This window comes from Bradyrhizobium sp. Kon56 (genome assembly GCF_055807635.1).
In genome coordinates this window covers 111,049-129,068 of the sequence record NZ_JBVVOU010000008.1, presented here as the reverse complement: position 1 = coordinate 129,068, position 18,020 = coordinate 111,049, and the positions used below count along the sequence as shown (strand labels likewise).

Annotated in this window: 17 protein-coding genes; 9 read left to right on the top strand and 8 right to left on the bottom strand. The window is 63.5% G+C overall.

Going from position 1 to position 18,020, the window contains the following annotated elements; genetic code table 11:
* The first annotated feature begins 144 nt into the window (after nucleotides 1-144).
* Nucleotides 145-915, top strand: coding sequence for an outer membrane protein (locus AC0L3B_RS15520; protein WP_204511099.1), 771 nt, complete (start codon nucleotides 145-147; stop codon nucleotides 913-915).
* 108 nt (nucleotides 916-1,023) lie between these two features.
* Here AC0L3B_RS15520 and AC0L3B_RS15515 read toward each other — a convergent pair whose 3' ends face one another.
* The 4 genes from AC0L3B_RS15515 to parE form a co-directional block, all read right to left on the bottom strand.
* Nucleotides 1,024-1,794, bottom strand: a complete 771-nt coding sequence (locus AC0L3B_RS15515) for an SDR family NAD(P)-dependent oxidoreductase (RefSeq protein ID WP_247368534.1) — start codon at nucleotides 1,792-1,794, stop codon at nucleotides 1,024-1,026.
* Between the two features lie 21 nt (nucleotides 1,795-1,815).
* Nucleotides 1,816-2,001, bottom strand: a complete 186-nt coding sequence (locus AC0L3B_RS15510) for a hypothetical protein (RefSeq protein WP_007591540.1) — start codon at nucleotides 1,999-2,001, stop codon at nucleotides 1,816-1,818.
* A 221-nt stretch (nucleotides 2,002-2,222) separates the two neighbouring features.
* Nucleotides 2,223-3,005, bottom strand: coding sequence for an outer membrane protein (locus tag AC0L3B_RS15505; RefSeq protein ID WP_247368531.1), 783 nt, complete (start codon nucleotides 3,003-3,005; stop codon nucleotides 2,223-2,225).
* Nucleotides 3,006-3,460: 455 nt separating this feature from the next.
* Nucleotides 3,461-5,503 carry a DNA topoisomerase IV subunit B gene (gene parE / locus AC0L3B_RS15500; protein ID WP_018454437.1) on the bottom strand — a complete coding sequence of 681 codons (2,043 nt, stop codon included), beginning with the start codon at nucleotides 5,501-5,503 and terminating at the stop codon, nucleotides 3,461-3,463.
* A 272-nt stretch (nucleotides 5,504-5,775) separates the two neighbouring features.
* On the opposite strand from parE, the gene AC0L3B_RS15495 reads away from it, so the two are divergent.
* The 3 genes from AC0L3B_RS15495 (at nucleotide 5,776) to argC (ending at nucleotide 8,178) form a co-directional block, all read left to right on the top strand.
* Nucleotides 5,776-6,306, top strand: coding sequence for a DedA family protein (locus tag AC0L3B_RS15495; protein WP_018454436.1), 531 nt, complete (start codon nucleotides 5,776-5,778; stop codon nucleotides 6,304-6,306).
* Nucleotides 6,307-6,529: 223 nt separating this feature from the next.
* Entirely contained in the window at nucleotides 6,530-7,198 is a 669-nt protein-coding gene (locus tag AC0L3B_RS15490) for an FMN-binding negative transcriptional regulator (protein WP_473380675.1), read from the top strand.
* Nucleotides 7,195-8,178, top strand: a complete 984-nt coding sequence (argC, locus tag AC0L3B_RS15485; protein ID WP_473380674.1) for an N-acetyl-gamma-glutamyl-phosphate reductase — start codon at nucleotides 7,195-7,197, stop codon at nucleotides 8,176-8,178. The genes AC0L3B_RS15490 and argC overlap by 4 nt, the downstream gene beginning before the upstream one ends.
* Before the next feature lie 65 nt (nucleotides 8,179-8,243).
* Here the strand turns inward: argC and AC0L3B_RS15480 are convergent, their stop codons facing one another.
* The 3 genes from AC0L3B_RS15480 to AC0L3B_RS15470 all read right to left on the bottom strand — a co-directional run bounded on the left by AC0L3B_RS15480 (nucleotide 8,244) and on the right by AC0L3B_RS15470 (nucleotide 11,466).
* Entirely contained in the window at nucleotides 8,244-9,011 is a 768-nt protein-coding gene (locus AC0L3B_RS15480) for an outer membrane protein (RefSeq protein WP_473380673.1), read from the bottom strand.
* A 182-nt stretch (nucleotides 9,012-9,193) separates the two neighbouring features.
* Entirely contained in the window at nucleotides 9,194-9,592 is a 399-nt protein-coding gene (locus AC0L3B_RS15475) for an MAPEG family protein (protein WP_018454432.1), read from the bottom strand.
* Nucleotides 9,593-9,657: 65 nt separating this feature from the next.
* Complete coding sequence (locus tag AC0L3B_RS15470; RefSeq protein ID WP_473380672.1) at nucleotides 9,658-11,466, bottom strand: PHA/PHB synthase family protein; 1,809 nt, start codon at nucleotides 11,464-11,466, stop codon at nucleotides 9,658-9,660.
* A 253-nt stretch (nucleotides 11,467-11,719) separates the two neighbouring features.
* Between AC0L3B_RS15470 and AC0L3B_RS15465 the strand changes: the two genes are divergently transcribed.
* From AC0L3B_RS15465 to AC0L3B_RS15445, 5 genes are all read left to right on the top strand, one after another.
* Nucleotides 11,720-11,995, top strand: a complete 276-nt coding sequence (locus AC0L3B_RS15465; protein ID WP_085353486.1) for a hypothetical protein — start codon at nucleotides 11,720-11,722, stop codon at nucleotides 11,993-11,995.
* Between the two features lie 214 nt (nucleotides 11,996-12,209).
* A complete protein-coding gene (locus tag AC0L3B_RS15460; protein ID WP_018454429.1) occupies nucleotides 12,210-13,430 on the top strand; it encodes an LL-diaminopimelate aminotransferase in 1,221 nt (406 codons plus the stop codon).
* A gap of 29 nt (nucleotides 13,431-13,459) precedes the next feature.
* Nucleotides 13,460-14,776 (top strand): homoserine dehydrogenase, encoded by a 1,317-nt coding sequence (locus AC0L3B_RS15455; RefSeq protein WP_204511104.1) that lies wholly within the window; start codon nucleotides 13,460-13,462, stop codon nucleotides 14,774-14,776.
* An 80-nt stretch (nucleotides 14,777-14,856) separates the two neighbouring features.
* A complete protein-coding gene (gene glpX / locus AC0L3B_RS15450) occupies nucleotides 14,857-15,858 on the top strand; it encodes a class II fructose-bisphosphatase (protein WP_018454427.1) in 1,002 nt (333 codons plus the stop codon).
* A gap of 87 nt (nucleotides 15,859-15,945) precedes the next feature.
* A complete protein-coding gene (locus AC0L3B_RS15445; protein ID WP_473380671.1) occupies nucleotides 15,946-16,665 on the top strand; it encodes a haloacid dehalogenase type II in 720 nt (239 codons plus the stop codon).
* 60 nt (nucleotides 16,666-16,725) lie between these two features.
* Here the strand turns inward: AC0L3B_RS15445 and AC0L3B_RS15440 are convergent, their stop codons facing one another.
* Nucleotides 16,726-17,994 (bottom strand): peroxidase family protein, encoded by a 1,269-nt coding sequence (locus AC0L3B_RS15440; protein WP_473380670.1) that lies wholly within the window; start codon nucleotides 17,992-17,994, stop codon nucleotides 16,726-16,728.
* Between the last annotated feature and the right edge of the window lie 26 nt (nucleotides 17,995-18,020).

Sequence of the window (18,020 nt, the reverse complement as noted above, 5' to 3'; positions counted from 1 at the left end):
CGCGCTCGACGCGTTGCCTGCGTGCAACAGCGCAAACGGATTGAAGGCGCGCTGCTTGCCAATCCGACGTCTTAACTGTCTTGATTCAAATTTGAGTAAGACCTGCGTGTGAGCGTGCACCCATCAAAGGACACGGGGTGTACCATGCGTAACAAGTTGATTGCCGCCTTCGCCTGCACGACCGCTCTGATTTCGACCGGCGCCGCTTCCGCCGCCGATCTCGGTGCTCGGCCCTACACAAAGGCGCCGGCCTATATGGAGTCGATGTTCAACTGGACCGGCTTCTATGTCGGCGGCCACATCGGCGGTGCATGGACCAACGAGCAGTTCATCAACAACGGGACCGGCGCACCGTTTGGCGATCTGACCCCGGGGCAGGGCTACCGTCAGCGCAACTCCGGCATCCTGGGCGGCGCCCAGATCGGCTACAATTGGCAGGCCAACAACTACGTGTTCGGTATGGAAGGCACGATCTCGGGCCTCGACAACAAGGGCTCGTTCTTGAACACCGCGTTCGGCGCGGGTGACGACGTGTTCTCCTGGCGCACCAATGTGCTTGCCACCGTCGTCGGTCGCGCGGGCTTCGCCGTGCAGAACAACCTGTTCTACATCAAGGGCGGCTATGCCGGCGTGAACAACCGTCTGTCGGTCACCGATACGGTCGGTCCGGCCACCGGTTCCGGCGGTCAGACCCATTGGGCCAACGGCTGGACCGTCGGTGCCGGCTGGGAATACGGCATCACCCGCAACTGGATCGTCGGCCTCGAGTACAACTACGCAGCCTTCGCCAGCCAGACCTATCAACTCGGCGGCACCTCCGGCAATTACAGCTTCGATGCCAAGCCGCGCGACCTGCAGTGGGCCGTCGTGCGCGCCAGCTACAAGTTCGACGCGCCGGTCATCGCCCGCTACTAAGTGGGTCAACGAACGACCAAGCAGCCATAAAAGACGATCACTGCCCAAATTCAAAAGCCCCGGCATTGTCCGGGGCTTCTTTTTTGTGTGCAGATTTATTGGTGCGGCCTACGCCATCACCGAGAACCCGCCATCGACGGGGATCGCGGTGCCGGTGACGAAGTTGGAGGCGGATGAGGCGAGGAACACGGTGATGCCGGCGAAGTCGTCGATGTCGCCCCACCGCCCCGCAGGCGTGCGTGCCAGCACCCGCTCGTGCAATCCCGATACCTGCTGCCGCGCACCGCGGGTCAGGTCGGTGTCGATCCAGCCCGGCAGGATGGCATTGACCTGGATGTTGTCGGGCGCCCACGCATTGGCGCAGGCGCGCGTGTACTGAACGATGCCGCCCTTGCTCGCCGCATAGGCCGTTGCGAAGCTCGCGCCGAAGATCGACATCATCGAGCCGATGTTGATCACCTTGCCGTTGCCGGACGCCTTCAGCGCCGGATAGGCCAGCTTCGAGCACAGGAAGGCGCTGGTGAGATTGGTGTTGATCACCGTGTTCCACTCGTCGAGCTCGAGCTCGTGCGGCGGCTTGCGGATGCTCATGCCGGCATTGTTGATGAGGATGTCGATGCGGCCGAAATCCCTGACGACGCGATCGATCATCGCGGCGATGGCCGCCTTGTCGGTGACGTCGGTGGGAACAGAGATCGCCTTCACGCCGCGCTGGCTGAGATCAGCGACGGCGGCGGCGGATTTGGTTTCGTTGCGCCCGACCACGGCGATGTTGGCGCCGGCATCGGCGAGGCCACGGGCCATGCCGAGCCCGATGCCGCCATTGCCTCCCGTGACGATGGCGACCTTGCCGCGCAGATCGAACCGACTGGATGTCATGCTGCTATTCCCTGGTTTCTTCTATTGGTTGCTCTGCCAGATCAGCACCAGCCCGAAGCCGGCCATGGCTGCGCCATAGCCGGCCCATTGCAGCTGGTTGACCATGAAGCTCGATCGCGGCCACGCGACGGTGCCCGTACCCTGTCCGATCCAGAGCAGCCCGACGGCAAGGGCAAACAGGCCTGCTACAAGCAGAAATCTGCGCATGCATTCCTCCCCATTAGTCCGCTTCTGTCGTGACGCGGCATGACGATAGCCGCGGCCCGAAAACTTAGCGGGAGACTAGCCGTAGCCGTGGTTCGGATACAATGGCCGCTGATGCAGGCCGCAGGGCGGATGCATGTCCATACGCAAGGTCCGCTGAAGCACCGTACAACGAAAAAGCCCCGGACGATGCCGGGGCTTTGACGTCTGGACTTGCGTTCGGATCAGTACTTCGCGACGACCGGACCGGTCCAGTTGAAGCGGTAAACCAGCGAAGTCGAGATCGTCTGGTTCCAGCTGTTGGCGCGAATGCTCTGACCGACCGGGAGGTTACCGGCATCGAACAGGATGTCCTGGGTCTTGGCATTGTAGAAGGCCGAACGGTACTCGGTCTTCATGAACCAGCCGGGCGACTGGATGCCGAAGATGTTCAGGTTGTTCTCAACGCCGCCGCCGATGAACCAGCCATTGCGGTTGTAGCCGTTGAGGTGAACGCCGGCCGGAGCGCCAGCCAAGGTCATGAAGTTGGTGCTGCCGAAGTGGGCGCCGGAGTAACCGCCGTTGACGTAGGAGAGAACGTTCGGAGCGACCAGCCAGCCGAGGCGCACACCAGCGGCCCAGGAGTCTTCCAGCTTCTGGTTGCCGGTGATGCCGAGCAGGGGATCTTGAATGGTAGCACGGATGCTGCCGAACTGACCGTCAGCGAACACGCCGGCGACCCAGGTGCCACTGAACTGCCAGTCGTAGCCGAGACCGACGGTGCCGAACCAGCCCGAGCCACCCTGGCGCTGATCGATCGTCAGGGGAACTGCGCCAACCGTGGTCTGCACGTGCTGGTCGGCGTTCGAGAGACCGCCACCGCCACCGCCGAAGATGTAGAAGCCGGTCCAGTTGGCGACGGGAGCCGCCATCGGCGCCTTCGCGTAGGGACGGGCGCCAAGGTCAGCGGCCGAGGCCGAAGCGGTCATCGCGGCAACCGCGGTCAGTGCGAGCAAAATCTTCTTCATCTTAAAAATCCCCAAGCTTTGGTCTGTCTGGCAGGCGCGAGCGCACTGAAGTCCGTGTGATCTGATGTCCCGGACTATACCTGCTTCTCTCCGAAATGCTGTTGCAGAGCAGGCACAGTCGCCGGGAAACGCCGCACGGCAGGGATTCTGGGTGCCGTCGTGGAAATGTGAAATAAGTACGCATTATCAATGCAGTACGTCGAATTTTGCGATTTGCGTTTTGGTAGCTTCTCGTTAGCGAATCCGGCTTTGTCCGAAATGGAGGCAGTCCTGCATCAGTCATGGCTCGGTGAGTCGTTGGCCGAGTCGCGGCGCGATGAGGCCGGGAATCAACGAAATCGAGGCGAACGTTGGCAGGATTGGCGGGAAAGAGCGGTTGTCATCTCCCAAAAACAAAAGAGCCCCGGGCATCATGCCGGGGCTCTGGATGGATACGACCGGGCAGCGCCTGCGGATCAGACGTCCAGCAGGTCGTCGTTGGCGAATTCGGCCTTGTCCGAGATGAACGCGAAGCGCGCTTCGGCCTTGGTGCCCATCAGGCGCTCCACCGAATCCGCCGTGGTGTCGCGGTCGTCGGCGAGCAGAACCACTTTCAACATGGTCCGCTTTGCCGGATCCATGGTGGTTTCCTTGAGCTGCGCCGGCATCATTTCGCCGAGGCCTTTGAAGCGATTGACCTCGACCTTGGCGTTGGCGTTGAACTCGCTCTTGATCAGCGCTGCCTTGTGCGCGTCATCGCGGGCGTAGACCGACTTCGTGCCGTTGGTCAGCTTGTAGAGCGGCGGCACGGCGAGGAAGAGATGGCCTTCATCGATCAGCCGCGGCATCTGCCGGTAGAAGAAGGTGATCAGCAGCGACGCGATGTGGGCACCGTCGACATCGGCGTCGGTCATGATGATGATGCGCTGGTAGCGCAGATCCTCTTCGCGATACTGCGCGAGCATGCCGCAGCCGATCGCCTGCACGAGGTCGGCGAGCTGCGTGTTCGCCGTCAGCTTGTCCTTGCCGGCGGACGCGACGTTGAGGATCTTGCCGCGCAGCGGCAACACGGCCTGGGTCTTGCGGTCGCGCGCCTGCTTGGCGCTGCCGCCGGCCGAGTCACCCTCGACGATGAAGAGTTCTGAGCCTTCCAACCCTGCATCGCTGCAATCGGCGAGCTTGCCGGGGAGGCGCAGCTTCTTGCCGGCGGTCTTGCGCGCGGTCTCCTTCTCCTGGCGGCGGCGCAGCCGCTCCTCGGCGCGGTCGACCACGAAGTCGAGCAGCCTGTTGGCCTGGTTCGGATTGCCCGACAGCCAATGGTCGAACGGGTCCTTCATCGCCTGTTCGACGATGCGCTGCGCTTCGGCGGTGGCGAGACGGTCCTTGGTCTGGCCCTGGAATTCAGGCTCGCGCACGAACACCGAGAGCATCACGGCTGCACCCACCATCACGTCTTCGGACGTAATGGACGACGCGCGCTTGCCCTGGCCGACGCGTTCAGCGTGGTCCTTGAGGCCGCGTAGCAGCGCGCTGCGCAGGCCGGATTCGTGCGTGCCGCCGTCGGGCGTCGGCACAGTGTTGGTGTAGGAAGACAGGAAGCCGTCGGCATCCGCGGTCCAGGCCACCGCCCATTCGCAGGCGCCATGCGCGCCGTTGCGGCCCGACTTGCCGGAGAAGATGTCGGGATGCACCAGCGTGTCGGCATGGATCGCGGCGGCCAGATAGTCCTTGAGGCCACCGGGGAAGTGGAACGTCGCTTCCGCCGGCACGTCGTCGACGCCCTTAAGCAGTTCGGGCGCGCAATTCCAGCGGATCTCGACGCCGCCGAACAGATACGCCTTCGAACGCGTCATCTTGAACAGGCGCTGCGGCTTGAACGCTGCCTTGGCACCGAAGATGTCGGTGTCCGGCTTGAAGCGCACGCGGGTTCCGCGGCGGTTGTTGATCTTGCCGAGATCCTCGAGCTTGCCCTTTGGGTGGCCGCGCTCGAACGTCATGCGATAGAGTTTCTGGCTGCGCGCGACCTCGACCTCGAGCAGCGAGGAGAGGGCGTTCACCACGGAGATGCCGACGCCGTGCAGGCCGCCCGAGGTCTCGTAGACCTTGGAGTCGAACTTGCCGCCCGAGTGCAGCGTACACATGATGACTTCGAGCGCCGACTTCTTCGGGAATTTTGGATGCGGATCGACCGGGATGCCGCGGCCGTTGTCCGTGACGGTCAAAAAGCCGTCCGCGCTCAATTCGACTCCGATGAAGGTCGCATGCCCCGCGAGCGCCTCGTCCATCGAGTTGTCGATGACTTCGGCGAAGAGGTGATGCAGCGCCTTCTCGTCGGTGCCGCCGATATACATGCCGGGCCGGCGGCGCACCGGTTCCAGACCTTCGAGGACCTCGATGTCGGCTGCGGTGTAGTCGGCCTCGGCACCGCCCGCGCGCGGGGCGGCCTTGGCGGCGCGGGGCTTGGGCTCATCGCCGCCGAAAAAATCGTCTTTTGCTTTGGGCTTCAACTGCTTGGACATATATCTTTATGCGTTTTGAGGGCCGCATGAGCGGCGAATCGGTTGGGCCGACTATGCCACTTCTGACTTGGAAAGGTTATCGCGGGGCGGGCCGGGCGGTGTGGTTGGGAGCCAATCCCGGCGATTTTACGCCGCATCCCATCAATTCCCGGCAATGTGACGGTCCGGTCCGGCTGGACCTGGCTTTGTGACTTGATGTCACACAAGTCATTGGCTTACCAGTCCTTTTCATCGAGCAGCACCTTCGGGCAGGACGGAAAGGCTATTTTTGAATGGAGCAGTTTGCGCACGGGCTCGCCGATTTCGTGCGCGCTCACCAGACGTGGGCAGCTCCCATCGTGTTCGTGCTCGCCTTCGGGGAGTCGCTCGCCTTCATCTCGCTGCTGATCCCGGCCTGGGGCGCGTTGGTCGCTATCGGCGCGCTGATCGGCGCGAGTGGCATCAGCTTCTATCCGGTCTGGATCGCCGGTGGCATCGGGGCGGCGCTGGGCGACTGGGTCTCTTACTGGTTCGGCTATCGCTACAAGGAGCAGGTCGCGCAGATGTGGCCGCTCTCGCGTTATCCGGAACTCCTGCCCAGAGGCGAGGCCTTCGTGCGCAGCTGGGGCGTGCCGAGCATCTTCATCGGCCGCTTCTTCGGCCCCTTGCGTGCCTCCGTGCCGCTTGCAGCCGGCATTTTCGAGATGCCCTATTGGAGCTTCCAGGCCGCCAATTTCGTCTCGGCACTGATCTGGTCGGCGGCGCTGCTGCTGTTCGGAGATGTGATCGCCAAGATCATGGAATGGATCTGGGGCGTGGTGTGACGTCGGAACCTTGACGGCGACCGCAACTGGCCTTATAGCACCGCGCCATGATCAACGCCGCGACCATCCTGTTCGCCCGTCGCCGCCGCCGCAGCTTTGCGGTTTGGGCGGTCGATCGCGTTTGAGATCATCGTCTTTGCCGCTGGATCCGATCCGCGGCATTCTCTCTCCTGTCAGTGCGATCTGATCCGGCGGCCACCAAGGAGGCCAGCAGGAGACTACGATGTACACGCCACCCTTTTTCAAGCAGGACCGCGCCGCGAGCCTGAAATTCGCCGACACGCGCGGCTTCGGCACCATGTGCGCCTTCGACGGCCACAAGCCGATCGCCTCGCCGCTGCCGTTCTATTTGACCTATGCCGCGGACGGCACGCCGCAGGCCGCGTTTCATGTCGCCCGTCACAATCCGCTGCTAAAGCTTGCGGACGGGACGACCTCCTGGCTCCTCGCGGTCAACGGCCCCGATGCCTACGTGTCGCCGGACTGGTACGTCTCGCCGGATCAGGTGCCGACCTGGCTGTACCAGTCGGTCCATCTGACCGGGCCGGTGCGGTTGTTGTCGGATGGTGAACTGGCCGTGCAAATCGATACGCTCAGTAACAACTTCGAAAACTGGCTGTTGCCGAAGAAGCCGTGGACGTCGGGCAAGATGACGGCCGGGCGGCTCGAGGCGATGAAGAAGGCGATCGTGGGTCTGGTCATGACGGTTGAGGAGGTCGAAGCCAGCTTCAAGCTCAACCAGCACAAGTCCGACGCCGATTATATGGCGATCGCCAATGCGCTTGGCGCGCAAGCCCATGCCGACGCCAGGGAGATCGCGCAACTGATGCAGGACGTAAGGCCGGAGGCCTTCGCATCCGAAACCAACATGCTCGAAAGGAGCGCGCCATGAGCCTCACTGAAACGACGAAAGCACCGACCACTGGCGCTGCGACAAAGCCGGCCACCGTCTTCGTCGACGGCGGCTCCGGCACCACCGGGCTTGGCATCAACGAGCGGCTGAAGCTGCAGAGCGACGTGGTCGTGAAGACGATTGCCGACGACAAGCGCAAGGATCCCGCGGCCAAGAAGGCGCTGATGGAGAAGATTGATCTGGTCATCCTCTGTCTGCCCGACGATGCTGCCAGGGAAACGGTTGCGCTCATCGACAGCATGGGGCCGTCGGGCCCGAAGGTGCTGGATGCCTCGACCGCGTACCGGGTCGCGCCCGACTGGGCCTATGGCTTTCCGGAACTGACGCCGGATCAGGCTGGCAAGATCAAGGCTGCGAAGAAGGTGTCCAATCCCGGCTGCTATCCGACCGGCGCGATCGCGCTGCTGCGACCGATCGTCGATGCCGGCCTGCTGCCGCGCGACTATCCCGTCACCATCAATGCGGTGAGCGGCTATTCCGGCGGCGGCAAGTCGATGATCGCGAGTTTCGAGGACGGCAGCGCGCCGTCCTTCGAACTCTACGGCCTCGGCTTCGAGCACAAGCATCTGCCGGAGATGCAGCTCTATTCGAACCTGACGCGGCGGCCGATCTTCATCCCGTCGGTCGGCAATTACCGGCAGGGCATGCTGGTGTCGGTGCCGCTCCAGCTCGACACGCTGCCCGGCAAGCCGAGCGGTGCGGACCTGCAAGCCGCATTGGCAGAACGTTACGCCGGCTCAAAATATGTCTCGGTGATGCCGCTGCAGAACGAGACGACCAAGGGTGGCAAGCTCGAGCCGGAAGGGCTCAACGAGACCAACACGCTCGAGCTCTACGTCTTCGCCAGCGACAAGTACCATCAGGCGGTGCTGGTCGCGCGGCTCGACAATCTCGGCAAGGGCGCGTCCGGCGCGGCCGTGCAGAACATGCGACTGATGCTGGGACTGCCGGAGGCGTAGGCGCAAGAGTCGCTGCTCGTCATGGCCGGGATAAGCCCGGTCATGACGGCTGCGAGGGCGCTTTCTCAGTACTTCGCGATGATCGGGCCGCCGAATTTGTAGTTGATGCGGGCGGTGATCAAGTCGACGTCCTGGCCAATGCGGTCGGTACGTGAGAACGTGCCGACGGGTGCCAGCACGCCGTTTGCCGTGAGGGTAACGTCGCGCCGGCCCATGAACAGATGGTCGTATTCGAGGCCGACCGACCAGTTCGGCGCAAAGCCGTATTCGATGCCGACGCCGACCGTGCCGCCCCAGCGGGTGTCGTCGGCACCGTCGAACTCGGCTCCGGCCAGACCGCCGGTTCCGATGCCGCGGTAGCGATTGCGGGTGACGGCGGCGCCGCCCTTTGCGTAAAGCAGTGCGCTGTTCCAGGCGTAGCCGATCTGGCCGGTGAACAGGCCGAAAGCATCGACACGGGTGCGGTTCGCGACGCCGAGCACGGTGCTGGCGTTCCGGCCGGAGAGGTCCGCCCAGTCGCCCTGCGCTTCGAGGCCGAATACGAAGGCGCTGCTCTGCCAGCGATAACCGATCTGGCCGCCGGCGACGCCGCCCGTCGCGTCATGGCAGCCTTCCGCAACGCCGGCCGCGAACCCAACCGTCTGGTCCCAGCAATTGCGTGACGAGCCATAGCCGCCGTTGGCGCCGATGTAGAAGCCGCTCCAATCATAGATCGCGGCGATCATCGGCGGCGCCTTGGTGTAAGGACGGGCGGCGAGATCTGCGGCGTTAGCCTGGGTCGCGACGGCGGCGAGCGAGAGGCCGGCGAGCGCGGATGCAATCTTCCAATTCATGTCTGCCCCGAATCAATCAATTGCGATGGGCGAATATACCTCTGGATGTGCGATCCATCGCGTCAGCCCAAGAGGGCATTGCTGCTTTTTTACGCACTGTCGTCATTCGGCAACACCGGCAGCCGCGATAGGCCTTTGAGATTTCACCCGTTCGTTGCGGGCGCCAACCCATCCGGGGCCGATCAGAGTACCTTGAAGATCGCTAGCGCCAGCACGGCTTGGGCGAGAAAGCCGACGGTGAAGGCGAGGGTGCGGAAGACGGGAATACCCATCGCATAGACGATCAGATGCGCAACGCGCGACCAGAAATAGACGGCGCAGGCAAGCACCGTCCACTTCGAGGAGTAGTCGATCGCGTTCAGGATCAGCACCAGCGGCGCGAACAGCACGAGGTTCTCGACGGCGTTGTCATGCGCGAACATCAGGCGGTTCGCCCATTCCGACTGCGGCTTGTCGGTGCGCGAGGGATTGGCCATCGCGCCACCAAGACCGCGAATCTGGCAGCGGTTGATGGTGTAGGGAATCCAGAGGATTCCGGTCAGGACCACCGTCAGTGTCAGCCAGAACAATTCACGCGTCATAACCCGGTCCCCTCATCAATTTCTGCTGCAGGCATGGAGCTTATACGAAAGCGCGGAAGATTCTGCTATGCGCGAACCCTGACATAGCTGCCGGGCGCGTCCTCGATCGGGGGAAACGCCTCGCTGCCGACCGTGCGGGCCCGGACTTCCTCGGGATCGAGTGCGCCCAGCCATTGCCGCCAGTCCGGCCACCACGAGCCCTTGTGCTCGACCGCGCCCTTCATCCACTCGGCGACGTTGGCGGACTTCACGTTGTCGTTGGTCCAGTACTGGTATTTGTTCGAGGCGGGCGGATTGACCACGCCGGCGATGTGGCCCGAGCCGGACAGCACGTATTTCACCGGGCCGCCGAAGAACTGGGAGCCGTACAGCACCGATTCAGCCGGCGCGATATGGTCCTCGCGGGTTGCGAGATTGTAGATCGGCACCATGACCTTGGAGAGATCGAGCAAGGTGTTGTCCAGCACCAACGTGCCGGTCGAGAGCCGGTTCTCAAGGTAGCAATTGCGCAGGTAGTACGAATGGTTCGACGCGGTCATGCGGGTCGCGTCCGAATTCCAGTGCAGCAGGTCGAACGCGCTCGGCTGCTGGCCTTTGAGGTAATTGCTGACGACATAGGACCAGATCAAATCGTTGGAGCGCAGCATGTTGAAGGCCATCGCCATCTTCGAGCCTTCGAGCACGCCCGCCGCCTTCATGTCCTGCTCGAGGGATGCGATCTGCTCCTCGTCGACGAACACGAGCAAATCACCGGCATGGGTGAAGTCGACCTGTGCCGCGAAGAACGTCGCGGACGCCACGCGCTGGCGGCGCTTCTCGGCGAGCCAGGCCAGCGTGGTCGCGAGCATGGTGCCGCCGACGCAATAGCCCGCGGTGTGCACCTTCATCTCGCCGGTGACCTTCTCGATCACGTCCATCGCCGTGAGCGGGCCTTCCTTCATGTAGTCTTCCCAGCTCTTGGCTCCGAGGCGTTTGTCGGGATTGACCCATGAGATCACGAACACGGTGATGCCCTGATCGACGCACCATTTGATGTAGGATTTCTCCGGCTTGAGATCGAGGATGTAGAATTTGTTGATCCAGGGCGGGATGATCAGGAGCGGCGTGCGCAGCACCTTCTCCGTCGCCGGCGCATACTGGATCAGCTGCATCATCTCGTTCTGGTAGATCACCTTGCCCGGCGTCGTCGCCATGTTCACGCCGACGACGAGATTGTCCGGATCGGACTGACGGATCTTCAGCGTGCCCTTGCCGGCGGCGATGTCCTCGGCCAGCATCTTCAGGCCGCGCGCGAGATTTTCGCCGCTGCTGGCCACCGTCGCGCGCAGCACTTCCGGATTGGTCAGCACGAAGTTGGAGGGCGATATCGCGTTGGTGACCTGCTGGACGTAGAACTCGGCCTTGCGGCGGGTCTGCGGATCGAGGCCCTCGGCTTCGCGCACAAGCTCCTGCGCAAATCTGGTCGTGAGCAGATAGAGCTGCATCATGAAATCGAAGAACTGGTTCGACTTCCATTCCGGATCGGCAAAGCGCTTGTCGCGCGGCGAGGGTGCGATCGCGGGCGGTGCGTCCTGACCGGCCATGCGGCGCGCCGCCGAGCCCCAGAGGTCAAGATAGTCCTTGGCGAGCTTGGTCTGGAGTGCGGAGGCCCGCGACGTATCCGACAGCCAGTATTCGGCGACGGCGGTGAAGGTCTTGATGACCTCGGTAAGCTCCGCCGGCGGACGATCCTGCACCTCGCCGCTCTCGCGCGGCTTCAGGTACGCGGCAAGCGCCTTGCCGCCGCTTTCCATCGCCCGCGCGACATTCATCGCGAAGGCTTCCGCATCGAACTTCGTCTCGGGTTTGGGCGTATCGGTGGTGGCCATACTCATGAGGAGAACAGTAACGATTCATTCCGTATTCGTCACCGCGAAGCTCGCATGTTTGGCGTTAAACACTCTCGAAGATGTGTTGCAGTGCGACAAATTTTCTTGGTTCCGTCACAATCGAGCCGCACCGCTCGACTTGATGGACTGGGGCTATTTTCTCGCTCGCACCATTTGGGCAGCAATGGTTTGAGCTTGGGCGCGGACTTGGGTAAGGTTGCCCGGGGCCGTGCTTTGGGACGAAGTGGGGATTTCCCTAGTGTTGGCGTTGAGGGACCTGCAAAAGTGGCGGCGGATCTGTGGCGCGCTGCTGATGGCGACGCTCGCCCTGGGCGGCTGCTCGAGCCAGCTCGCGGATATGACGCCTTCCGATGCTCAAGCGCATCCCAGAGAGGCCGGTAGCTATCTGCCGGTGCACGATCTGCCGCCGGATCGCGATCAGGCCGTCATGCCGCCGGACCAACGCGCCAAGATCGAGGCCGAACTTGCTGCCGCGCGCGACCGTCAGGCGGTTGCCACCAAGGACGCGAAATAGGGCGCCGCAAGGTAATCGCTGGCGCCTCCGCCTCGCCGTGCTAAAAGACCTTAGTTCAGCCGAGAGTCGTGGCGAACGACTTCAGTCAACATCGTCGATGATTGCTCTAAGTATTTGATCTTGAGTAATTTTCGCGAGAGATGCGGGCGCCTTCCGCCTGGTCTTCATGGCCTGTCGATTCTGTCCTGACCGGTTGCCCGGAGCTGAGAGAGCCATGGAAGAATTTTACCGCATCCGCCGCCTTCCGCCTTACGTGTTCGAACAGGTCAACCGGGCCAAGGCGGCTGCGCGGAACGCCGGCGCCGACATCATCGACCTCGGCATGGGCAATCCGGACCTGCCGGCGCCAGCGCACGTGCTGGAGAAGCTGAAGGAGACGCTGGGCAAGCCGCGCACCGACCGCTACTCGGCCTCCCGCGGCATCCCCGGGCTGCGCCGGGCCCAGGCCGGCTACTACGCCCGCCGCTTCGGCGTGAAGCTCAACCCCGACACCCAGGTGGTGGCGACGCTCGGCTCCAAGGAGGGCTTTGCCAACGTGGCGCAGGCGATCACCGCGCCCGGCGACGTCATCCTTTGTCCCAATCCGAGCTACCCGATTCACGCCTTCGGCTTCTTGATGGCGGGCGGCGTGATCCGTTCGGTGCCCTCGGAGCCGACGCCGCAATTCTTCGAGGCTGTCGAGCGGGCGATCGTGCATTCGATCCCGAAGCCGCTGGCGCTCGTGGTCTGCTATCCTTCGAACCCGACCGCCTATGTCGCGAGCCTCGACTTCTACAAGGACCTGGTCGCGTTCGCGAAGAAGCACGAGATCCTGATCCTGTCGGATCTCGCTTATGCCGAGGTTTATTTCGACGAAAGCAACCCGCCGCCCTCGGTGCTCCAGGTGCCGGGCGCGATGGACGTTGCCGTCGAGTTCACCTCGATGTCGAAGACCTATTCGATGGCTGGCTGGCGCATGGGCTTCGCGGTCGGCAACGAGCGCGTGATTGCGGCACTCGGCCGCGTCAAATCCTATCTCGACTACGGTGCGTTCACGCCGATCCAGGTCGCAGCGACCGCCGCGCTGAACGGACCGGACGATTGCATCAAGGAGATGCGCGACACCTACCGCAAGCGGCGCGACGCGCTGGTGGAATCGTTCGGCCGTGCCGGCTGGGAGATCCCGCCGCCGGAAGCATCGATGTTCGCCTGGGTGCCGCTGCCGGAAGCCTTCCGCAGCGTCGGCAGCATGCAGTTCGCGACCCTGATGGTGGAGAAATCCGGTGTCGCGGTCTCGCCCGGCGTCGGCTTCGGCGAGCATGGCGAAGGATATGTCCGCATCGCCATGGTGGAAAACGAGCAACGGATCAGGCAGGCCGCGCGTGGCGTGCGCCGCTTCCTTGAAAGCGGCATCGAAACGTTGCACAACGTCGTTCCGCTCGCCACTCGGCGTTAAGTTCTCTTCCGCAGGTTTTCCAAGGCATCATGGTTGCACCCCTGAAAGTGGGCATAGCGGGGCTCGGCACCGTGGGCGCCGAAGTTGTCCGTCTGATCGAAACGCAGGCGCGGGTGCTTGCCGGCCGCAGCGGCCGTGGCATCCGTGTCGTCGCCGTCACCGCACGCTCGAAGGCGAAGAAGCGCGGCGTCGATCTGCGCGGCATCGAATGGGTCAAGGATCCGCTTGCCCTCGCCACGCATCCGGGCATCGACTGCTTCGTCGAGCTGATGGGCGGCGCGGGCGATCCCGCGCTGGCGGCGGTCGAGGCCGCGCTCGCCGCCGGCAAGTCCGTCGTTACCGCCAACAAGGCGTTGCTGGCAAAGCACGGCCTCAAGCTGGCAAAGGCCGCCGAAAAGCACGGCGGCGCGCTGAATTTCGAAGCAGCCGTCGGCGCTGCGATCCCTGTCATCAAGACGTTACGCGAAGGTCTTGCCGGAACCGGCATCAACCGGGTCTACGGCATCCTCAACGGCACCTGCAATTACATCCTGACCCGGATGGAGCAGGAGGGCCTGTCCTTCGCCGAATGCCTGAAGGACGCGCAACGGCTCGGCTATGCCGAGGCCGATCCGTCATTCGACGTCGACGGCCACGATACCGCGCAAAAGCTCGCCATTCTCGCCAGCCTCGCTTTCGGCACGAAAGTTGCTCAAAGCGCGGTGTATGTCGAAGGTATCTCCTCCATCGCGCCGGAAGATCTCCGTGCCGCTGACGATCTCGGTTACCGGCTCAAGCTGCTCGGCGTCGCGGTTCGCACCGCCACGGGCATCGAGCAGCGCGTGCATCCGACCATGGTTCCGAAATCCTCCTCGATAGCGCAGGTGATGGGTGTCACCAACGCGGTCACGATCGATGGCGAGGGCATCCCGCCGATCACGCTGGTCGGCCCCGGTGCCGGTGGCGCCGCGACCGCATCCGCCGTCGTCGCCGACATCGCCGACGTTGCGCGCGGCATTCGCGCCAATCCGTTCGGCCGGCCGATTTCGCAGCTGCGCGACACCAAGAAGGCGCCGATGGAGCGCCACGAGGGCGGCTACTACATCCGCCTTCTGGCACGCGATTTCCCGGGCACCGCGGCTGCGATCGCGACCCGGCTCGCGGAGCAGAAGATTTCAATCGAGTCGATCGTGCAGCGCCATCCCAATGGCGGCGCTGCGCTGGCAGACGGCAAGGCGGTCCCGGTGCCTGTCATTCTCATCACCTATGCCACGCATGAGGACGCCGTGCGCCGTGCGCTCGCGGCCGTGCAGAAGGACAAGGTGATCAGCGGACGGCCGCAGGTCATCAGGATCGAGAAGAACTGACACGGTTCGAACGAACTGTGGGTGTTACGAGTTGATGCGGCGGAGATGTCCGTCCAAAACTGTTTCGAAGGAGTGAGCCGATGTCGACCCATATTTCAGTCCCGCCGCAAGCATTGCTCGAGCGCATTCTCACGCTGGAGATCGTGCGTGTGACGGAGCGGGCGGCGGTGTCTTCGGCGCGTCTGCGCGGGCACGGCAACGAGAAGGCGGCCGACCAGGCCGCGGTGGACGCGATGCGGCGCGAGCTCAACAAGCTCCCGATCGAGGGCACCATCGTCATCGGCGAGGGCGAACGCGACGAGGCGCCGATGCTCTTCATCGGCGAGAAGGTCGGCATGAACGCCGGCCCGCAGGTCGACATCGCGGTCGACCCGCTCGAAGGCACCACGCTGTGCGCCAAGAACATGCCGGGCTCGATCGCCACCATGGCGATGGCCGACGGCGGTACTCTGCTGCACGCCCCCGACGTCTACATGCAGAAGCTCGCGATCGGTCCCGGTTACGACAAGGGCGTCGTCGAGCTCGATGCGACACCGGCCGAAAACGTCCGCCGGCTCGCCAAGGCCAAGGGCGTCAAGCCCGACGGCATCACCGTTCTCGTGCTCGACCGGCCACGCCATGCCAGCATCATCGAGAGCGTGCGATCGACTGGCGCCGCCGTGCGCCTGATCACCGACGGCGACGTCGCCGGCGTGATCCACTGCGCCGACCCCGACAATACCGGCGTCGACATGTATCTCGGCACCGGCGGCGCGCCGGAAGGCGTGCTCGCGGCCGTGGCGCTGCGCTGCATCGGCGGCCAGATGCAGTGCCGTCTCATCCTCGACTCCGACGAGAAGCGCGAGCGCGCCGCCAAGATGGGCGTCAGCGATCCCAAGATGATCTATGGCATCGAGGACATGGCGCGCGGCGACTGCCTGTTCGCCGCCACCGGCGTCACCACGGGCTCGCTGCTGTCAGGCGTCAAATTCCGCAAGGACGGCGTGATCGAGACCGAGACGGTGGTGATGCGCTCCGTCACCGGCACCGTGCGCTACATCAAGGCCGAGCACCGCGAGCTGGCGAAATTCCACCTGGACTAGGTCACGACACGCTGCCGTCATTCCGGGCCAGCGCCTCGCGGTGCATCCCGGAATGACCAAGAATAAGTAACATACGGGAAAGCGCCCATGTCCGATCTGTCCGCCGTCAAAGCCCTGGTCTTCGACGTGTTCGGCACCGTCGTCGACTGGCGCACCAGCCTGATCACCGACTTCATGTGGTGGACGAAGGGCCGCGGCATCAGCGCCGACTGGACCGCCTTGGTCGACGGCTGGCGCGGCATGTACATGGCTTCGATGGATGACGTGCGCAAACATCCCGAGCGCGGCTACGTCATGCTCGATGATCTGCATCGCCGCTCGCTCGAAAAACTGGTCGCGCAATTTTCGATTCCAAACCTGACCGAGGCCGATCTCGATCACCTCACCAAGGGGTGGCACCGCTTGCACCCGTGGCCCGACAGCGTCGCCGGCCTGACCCGACTGAAGACGAAATTCGTGATCTCGCCGCTGTCGAACGGCAATGTCGCGCTGCTCACCAACATGGCGAAGTTCGCAGGGCTTCCCTGGGACCTCATCATGTCGGCCGAGCTGTTCGAGCACTACAAGCCCGATCCCGAAACCTATCTCGGCGCCGCGCGCCTGCTCGGCCTCAAGCCGGAGCAGGTGATGATGGTCGCGGCCCACAACGGCGATCTCGCCGCCGCGCAGAAGAACGGGCTGAAGACGGCCTTCGTGGCGCGGCCGACCGAATACGGTCCGCTTCAGAAGGTCGATTTCGAGGCCACCGGCAATTGGGACATCGTCGCCAAGGATTTTGGTGGGATCGCCGACAAGCTCGGGTGCTAGGGCGGCTGACGCTCATCCGAGGCGGACGAGGCCCGGAATGCTGAACATATGGGCCAAGGCTCAGCCTCGCAGGACGTTCCACGGGGCGAAGGCATTGTTGACGCCCTCGAGCGCCGGTCCGAGTTGCGGCATATGCCGCAGCAGCACCGATTTCATTCCGTTGTTGTGGATCCAGTCCAGACCGAAGTTGGTGTAGACTTCCGCGCGGTAGTCATCGGTGAAGAACCGGTCGCTCTTCAGACGCCGCGATGCCATCAGGATGAAAATGCGGAAGGCGGTATCGCTGAAGCCGAAACCCTCCGGCAGGTCCTCGGCCAATAATCCGACCATCAGATCAACGCGATCGACGTTGCCCTTGTAGATCGCGCGCATCTTCCTGGCGGCACCGGGGATGCTGGTGATTTCTTCGAATGTGTTGACCCGCTTCTTGCCGACCAGCTCGCGAAACCGGTTGTAGCGCGGCACGCCGCGCTCGCGATCACGCATGATGTCGATCGCGGCCACGTCGAGCAGCGGCTGGCCGTCTTTCGTGAACCGGCGCAGGAAGTTGGGAAAATTGTGGAGGCGAATGGCGCCGGGATGAGCGGTGCCGAACGAGTACAGCAGGTTGGCGAAGCCGTGAGTCTGCATGAACTTGCGGGAGGCGGGGCCCTGCATTTTGACCAAGTCGCTAGCGGTAATCTCTGTGCTATCGAGCCGCCGTACATCAAGGTTTTCCGGGATCAACGGGTGCAGGCGGTACACGGCGGTGAATTCCTCGGTCATCGCGTAGGGCGCGCTGTGCTGATCCGTCGGAGAGCCGATGATGCCAAAGGCGGCTTCGCTGTTCTTGCCGAGCACGGCGCGCAGCACCCGGCACGGGATCCCCGACCAGTTGGCGTGCATGCTGAAGTCCAGTGCGGGATGGCCGAGGATGCCTGGCGTCCATTCGACGGTGTGGATCTTGGCGATCAGGGCCGCGTTGATCAGGCGCGCATGCTGGAATAGCTCCTCGTCCTTCCAGGTCGGATACCGCGCCTTCAAGCCGTCGCAGATGACATTGTGCTCGCGTGCAAAGAGATTGTGCAGCAGGCTGAGCCCCACCCACCAATTGTCGTTGAAGCCGGTGAGATCGGCGCCGGGATGCACCGGATCGGCTGGAAGCATCCCATCATCGCCGACCGCGATCTTCCCATCTGCCCCGGAACGGATCTGCATCTGCCTTGCGCGGTCGCTGCCGTAGATTTGTCCGGCGTCCCACCAGTGCGAGTTGAGGTTGCGGAACGTGGGGGTCGCGCCGAGCCATGGTTCACGTGGCGTCTCGTCGCAAACGGTCCGACGGATCTTCATGCAGTCGTCGATCCGCTCATCCGCAG

Bases quoted from the DNA above. Each gene is read 5' to 3' on its own strand.
- AC0L3B_RS15520 (WP_204511099.1), top strand. From the start codon at position 145: ATGCGTAACAAGTTGATTGCCGCCTTCGCCTGCACGACCGCTCTGATT.
- AC0L3B_RS15515 (WP_247368534.1), bottom strand. From the start codon at position 1,794: ATGACATCCAGTCGGTTCGATCTGCGCGGCAAGGTCGCCATCGTCACG.
- AC0L3B_RS15510 (WP_007591540.1), bottom strand. From the start codon at position 2,001: ATGCGCAGATTTCTGCTTGTAGCAGGCCTGTTTGCCCTTGCCGTCGGG.
- AC0L3B_RS15505 (WP_247368531.1), bottom strand. From the start codon at position 3,005: ATGAAGAAGATTTTGCTCGCACTGACCGCGGTTGCCGCGATGACCGCT.
- parE (WP_018454437.1), bottom strand. From the start codon at position 5,503: ATGTCCAAGCAGTTGAAGCCCAAAGCAAAAGACGATTTTTTCGGCGGC.
- AC0L3B_RS15495 (WP_018454436.1), top strand. From the start codon at position 5,776: ATGGAGCAGTTTGCGCACGGGCTCGCCGATTTCGTGCGCGCTCACCAG.
- AC0L3B_RS15490 (WP_473380675.1), top strand. From the start codon at position 6,530: ATGTACACGCCACCCTTTTTCAAGCAGGACCGCGCCGCGAGCCTGAAA.
- argC (WP_473380674.1), top strand. From the start codon at position 7,195: ATGAGCCTCACTGAAACGACGAAAGCACCGACCACTGGCGCTGCGACA.
- AC0L3B_RS15480 (WP_473380673.1), bottom strand. From the start codon at position 9,011: ATGAATTGGAAGATTGCATCCGCGCTCGCCGGCCTCTCGCTCGCCGCC.
- AC0L3B_RS15475 (WP_018454432.1), bottom strand. From the start codon at position 9,592: ATGACGCGTGAATTGTTCTGGCTGACACTGACGGTGGTCCTGACCGGA.
- AC0L3B_RS15470 (WP_473380672.1), bottom strand. From the start codon at position 11,466: ATGAGTATGGCCACCACCGATACGCCCAAACCCGAGACGAAGTTCGAT.
- AC0L3B_RS15460 (WP_018454429.1), top strand. From the start codon at position 12,210: ATGGAAGAATTTTACCGCATCCGCCGCCTTCCGCCTTACGTGTTCGAA.
- AC0L3B_RS15455 (WP_204511104.1), top strand. From the start codon at position 13,460: ATGGTTGCACCCCTGAAAGTGGGCATAGCGGGGCTCGGCACCGTGGGC.
- glpX (WP_018454427.1), top strand. From the start codon at position 14,857: ATGTCGACCCATATTTCAGTCCCGCCGCAAGCATTGCTCGAGCGCATT.
- AC0L3B_RS15445 (WP_473380671.1), top strand. From the start codon at position 15,946: ATGTCCGATCTGTCCGCCGTCAAAGCCCTGGTCTTCGACGTGTTCGGC.
- AC0L3B_RS15440 (WP_473380670.1), bottom strand. From the start codon at position 17,994: ATGAAGATCCGTCGGACCGTTTGCGACGAGACGCCACGTGAACCATGG.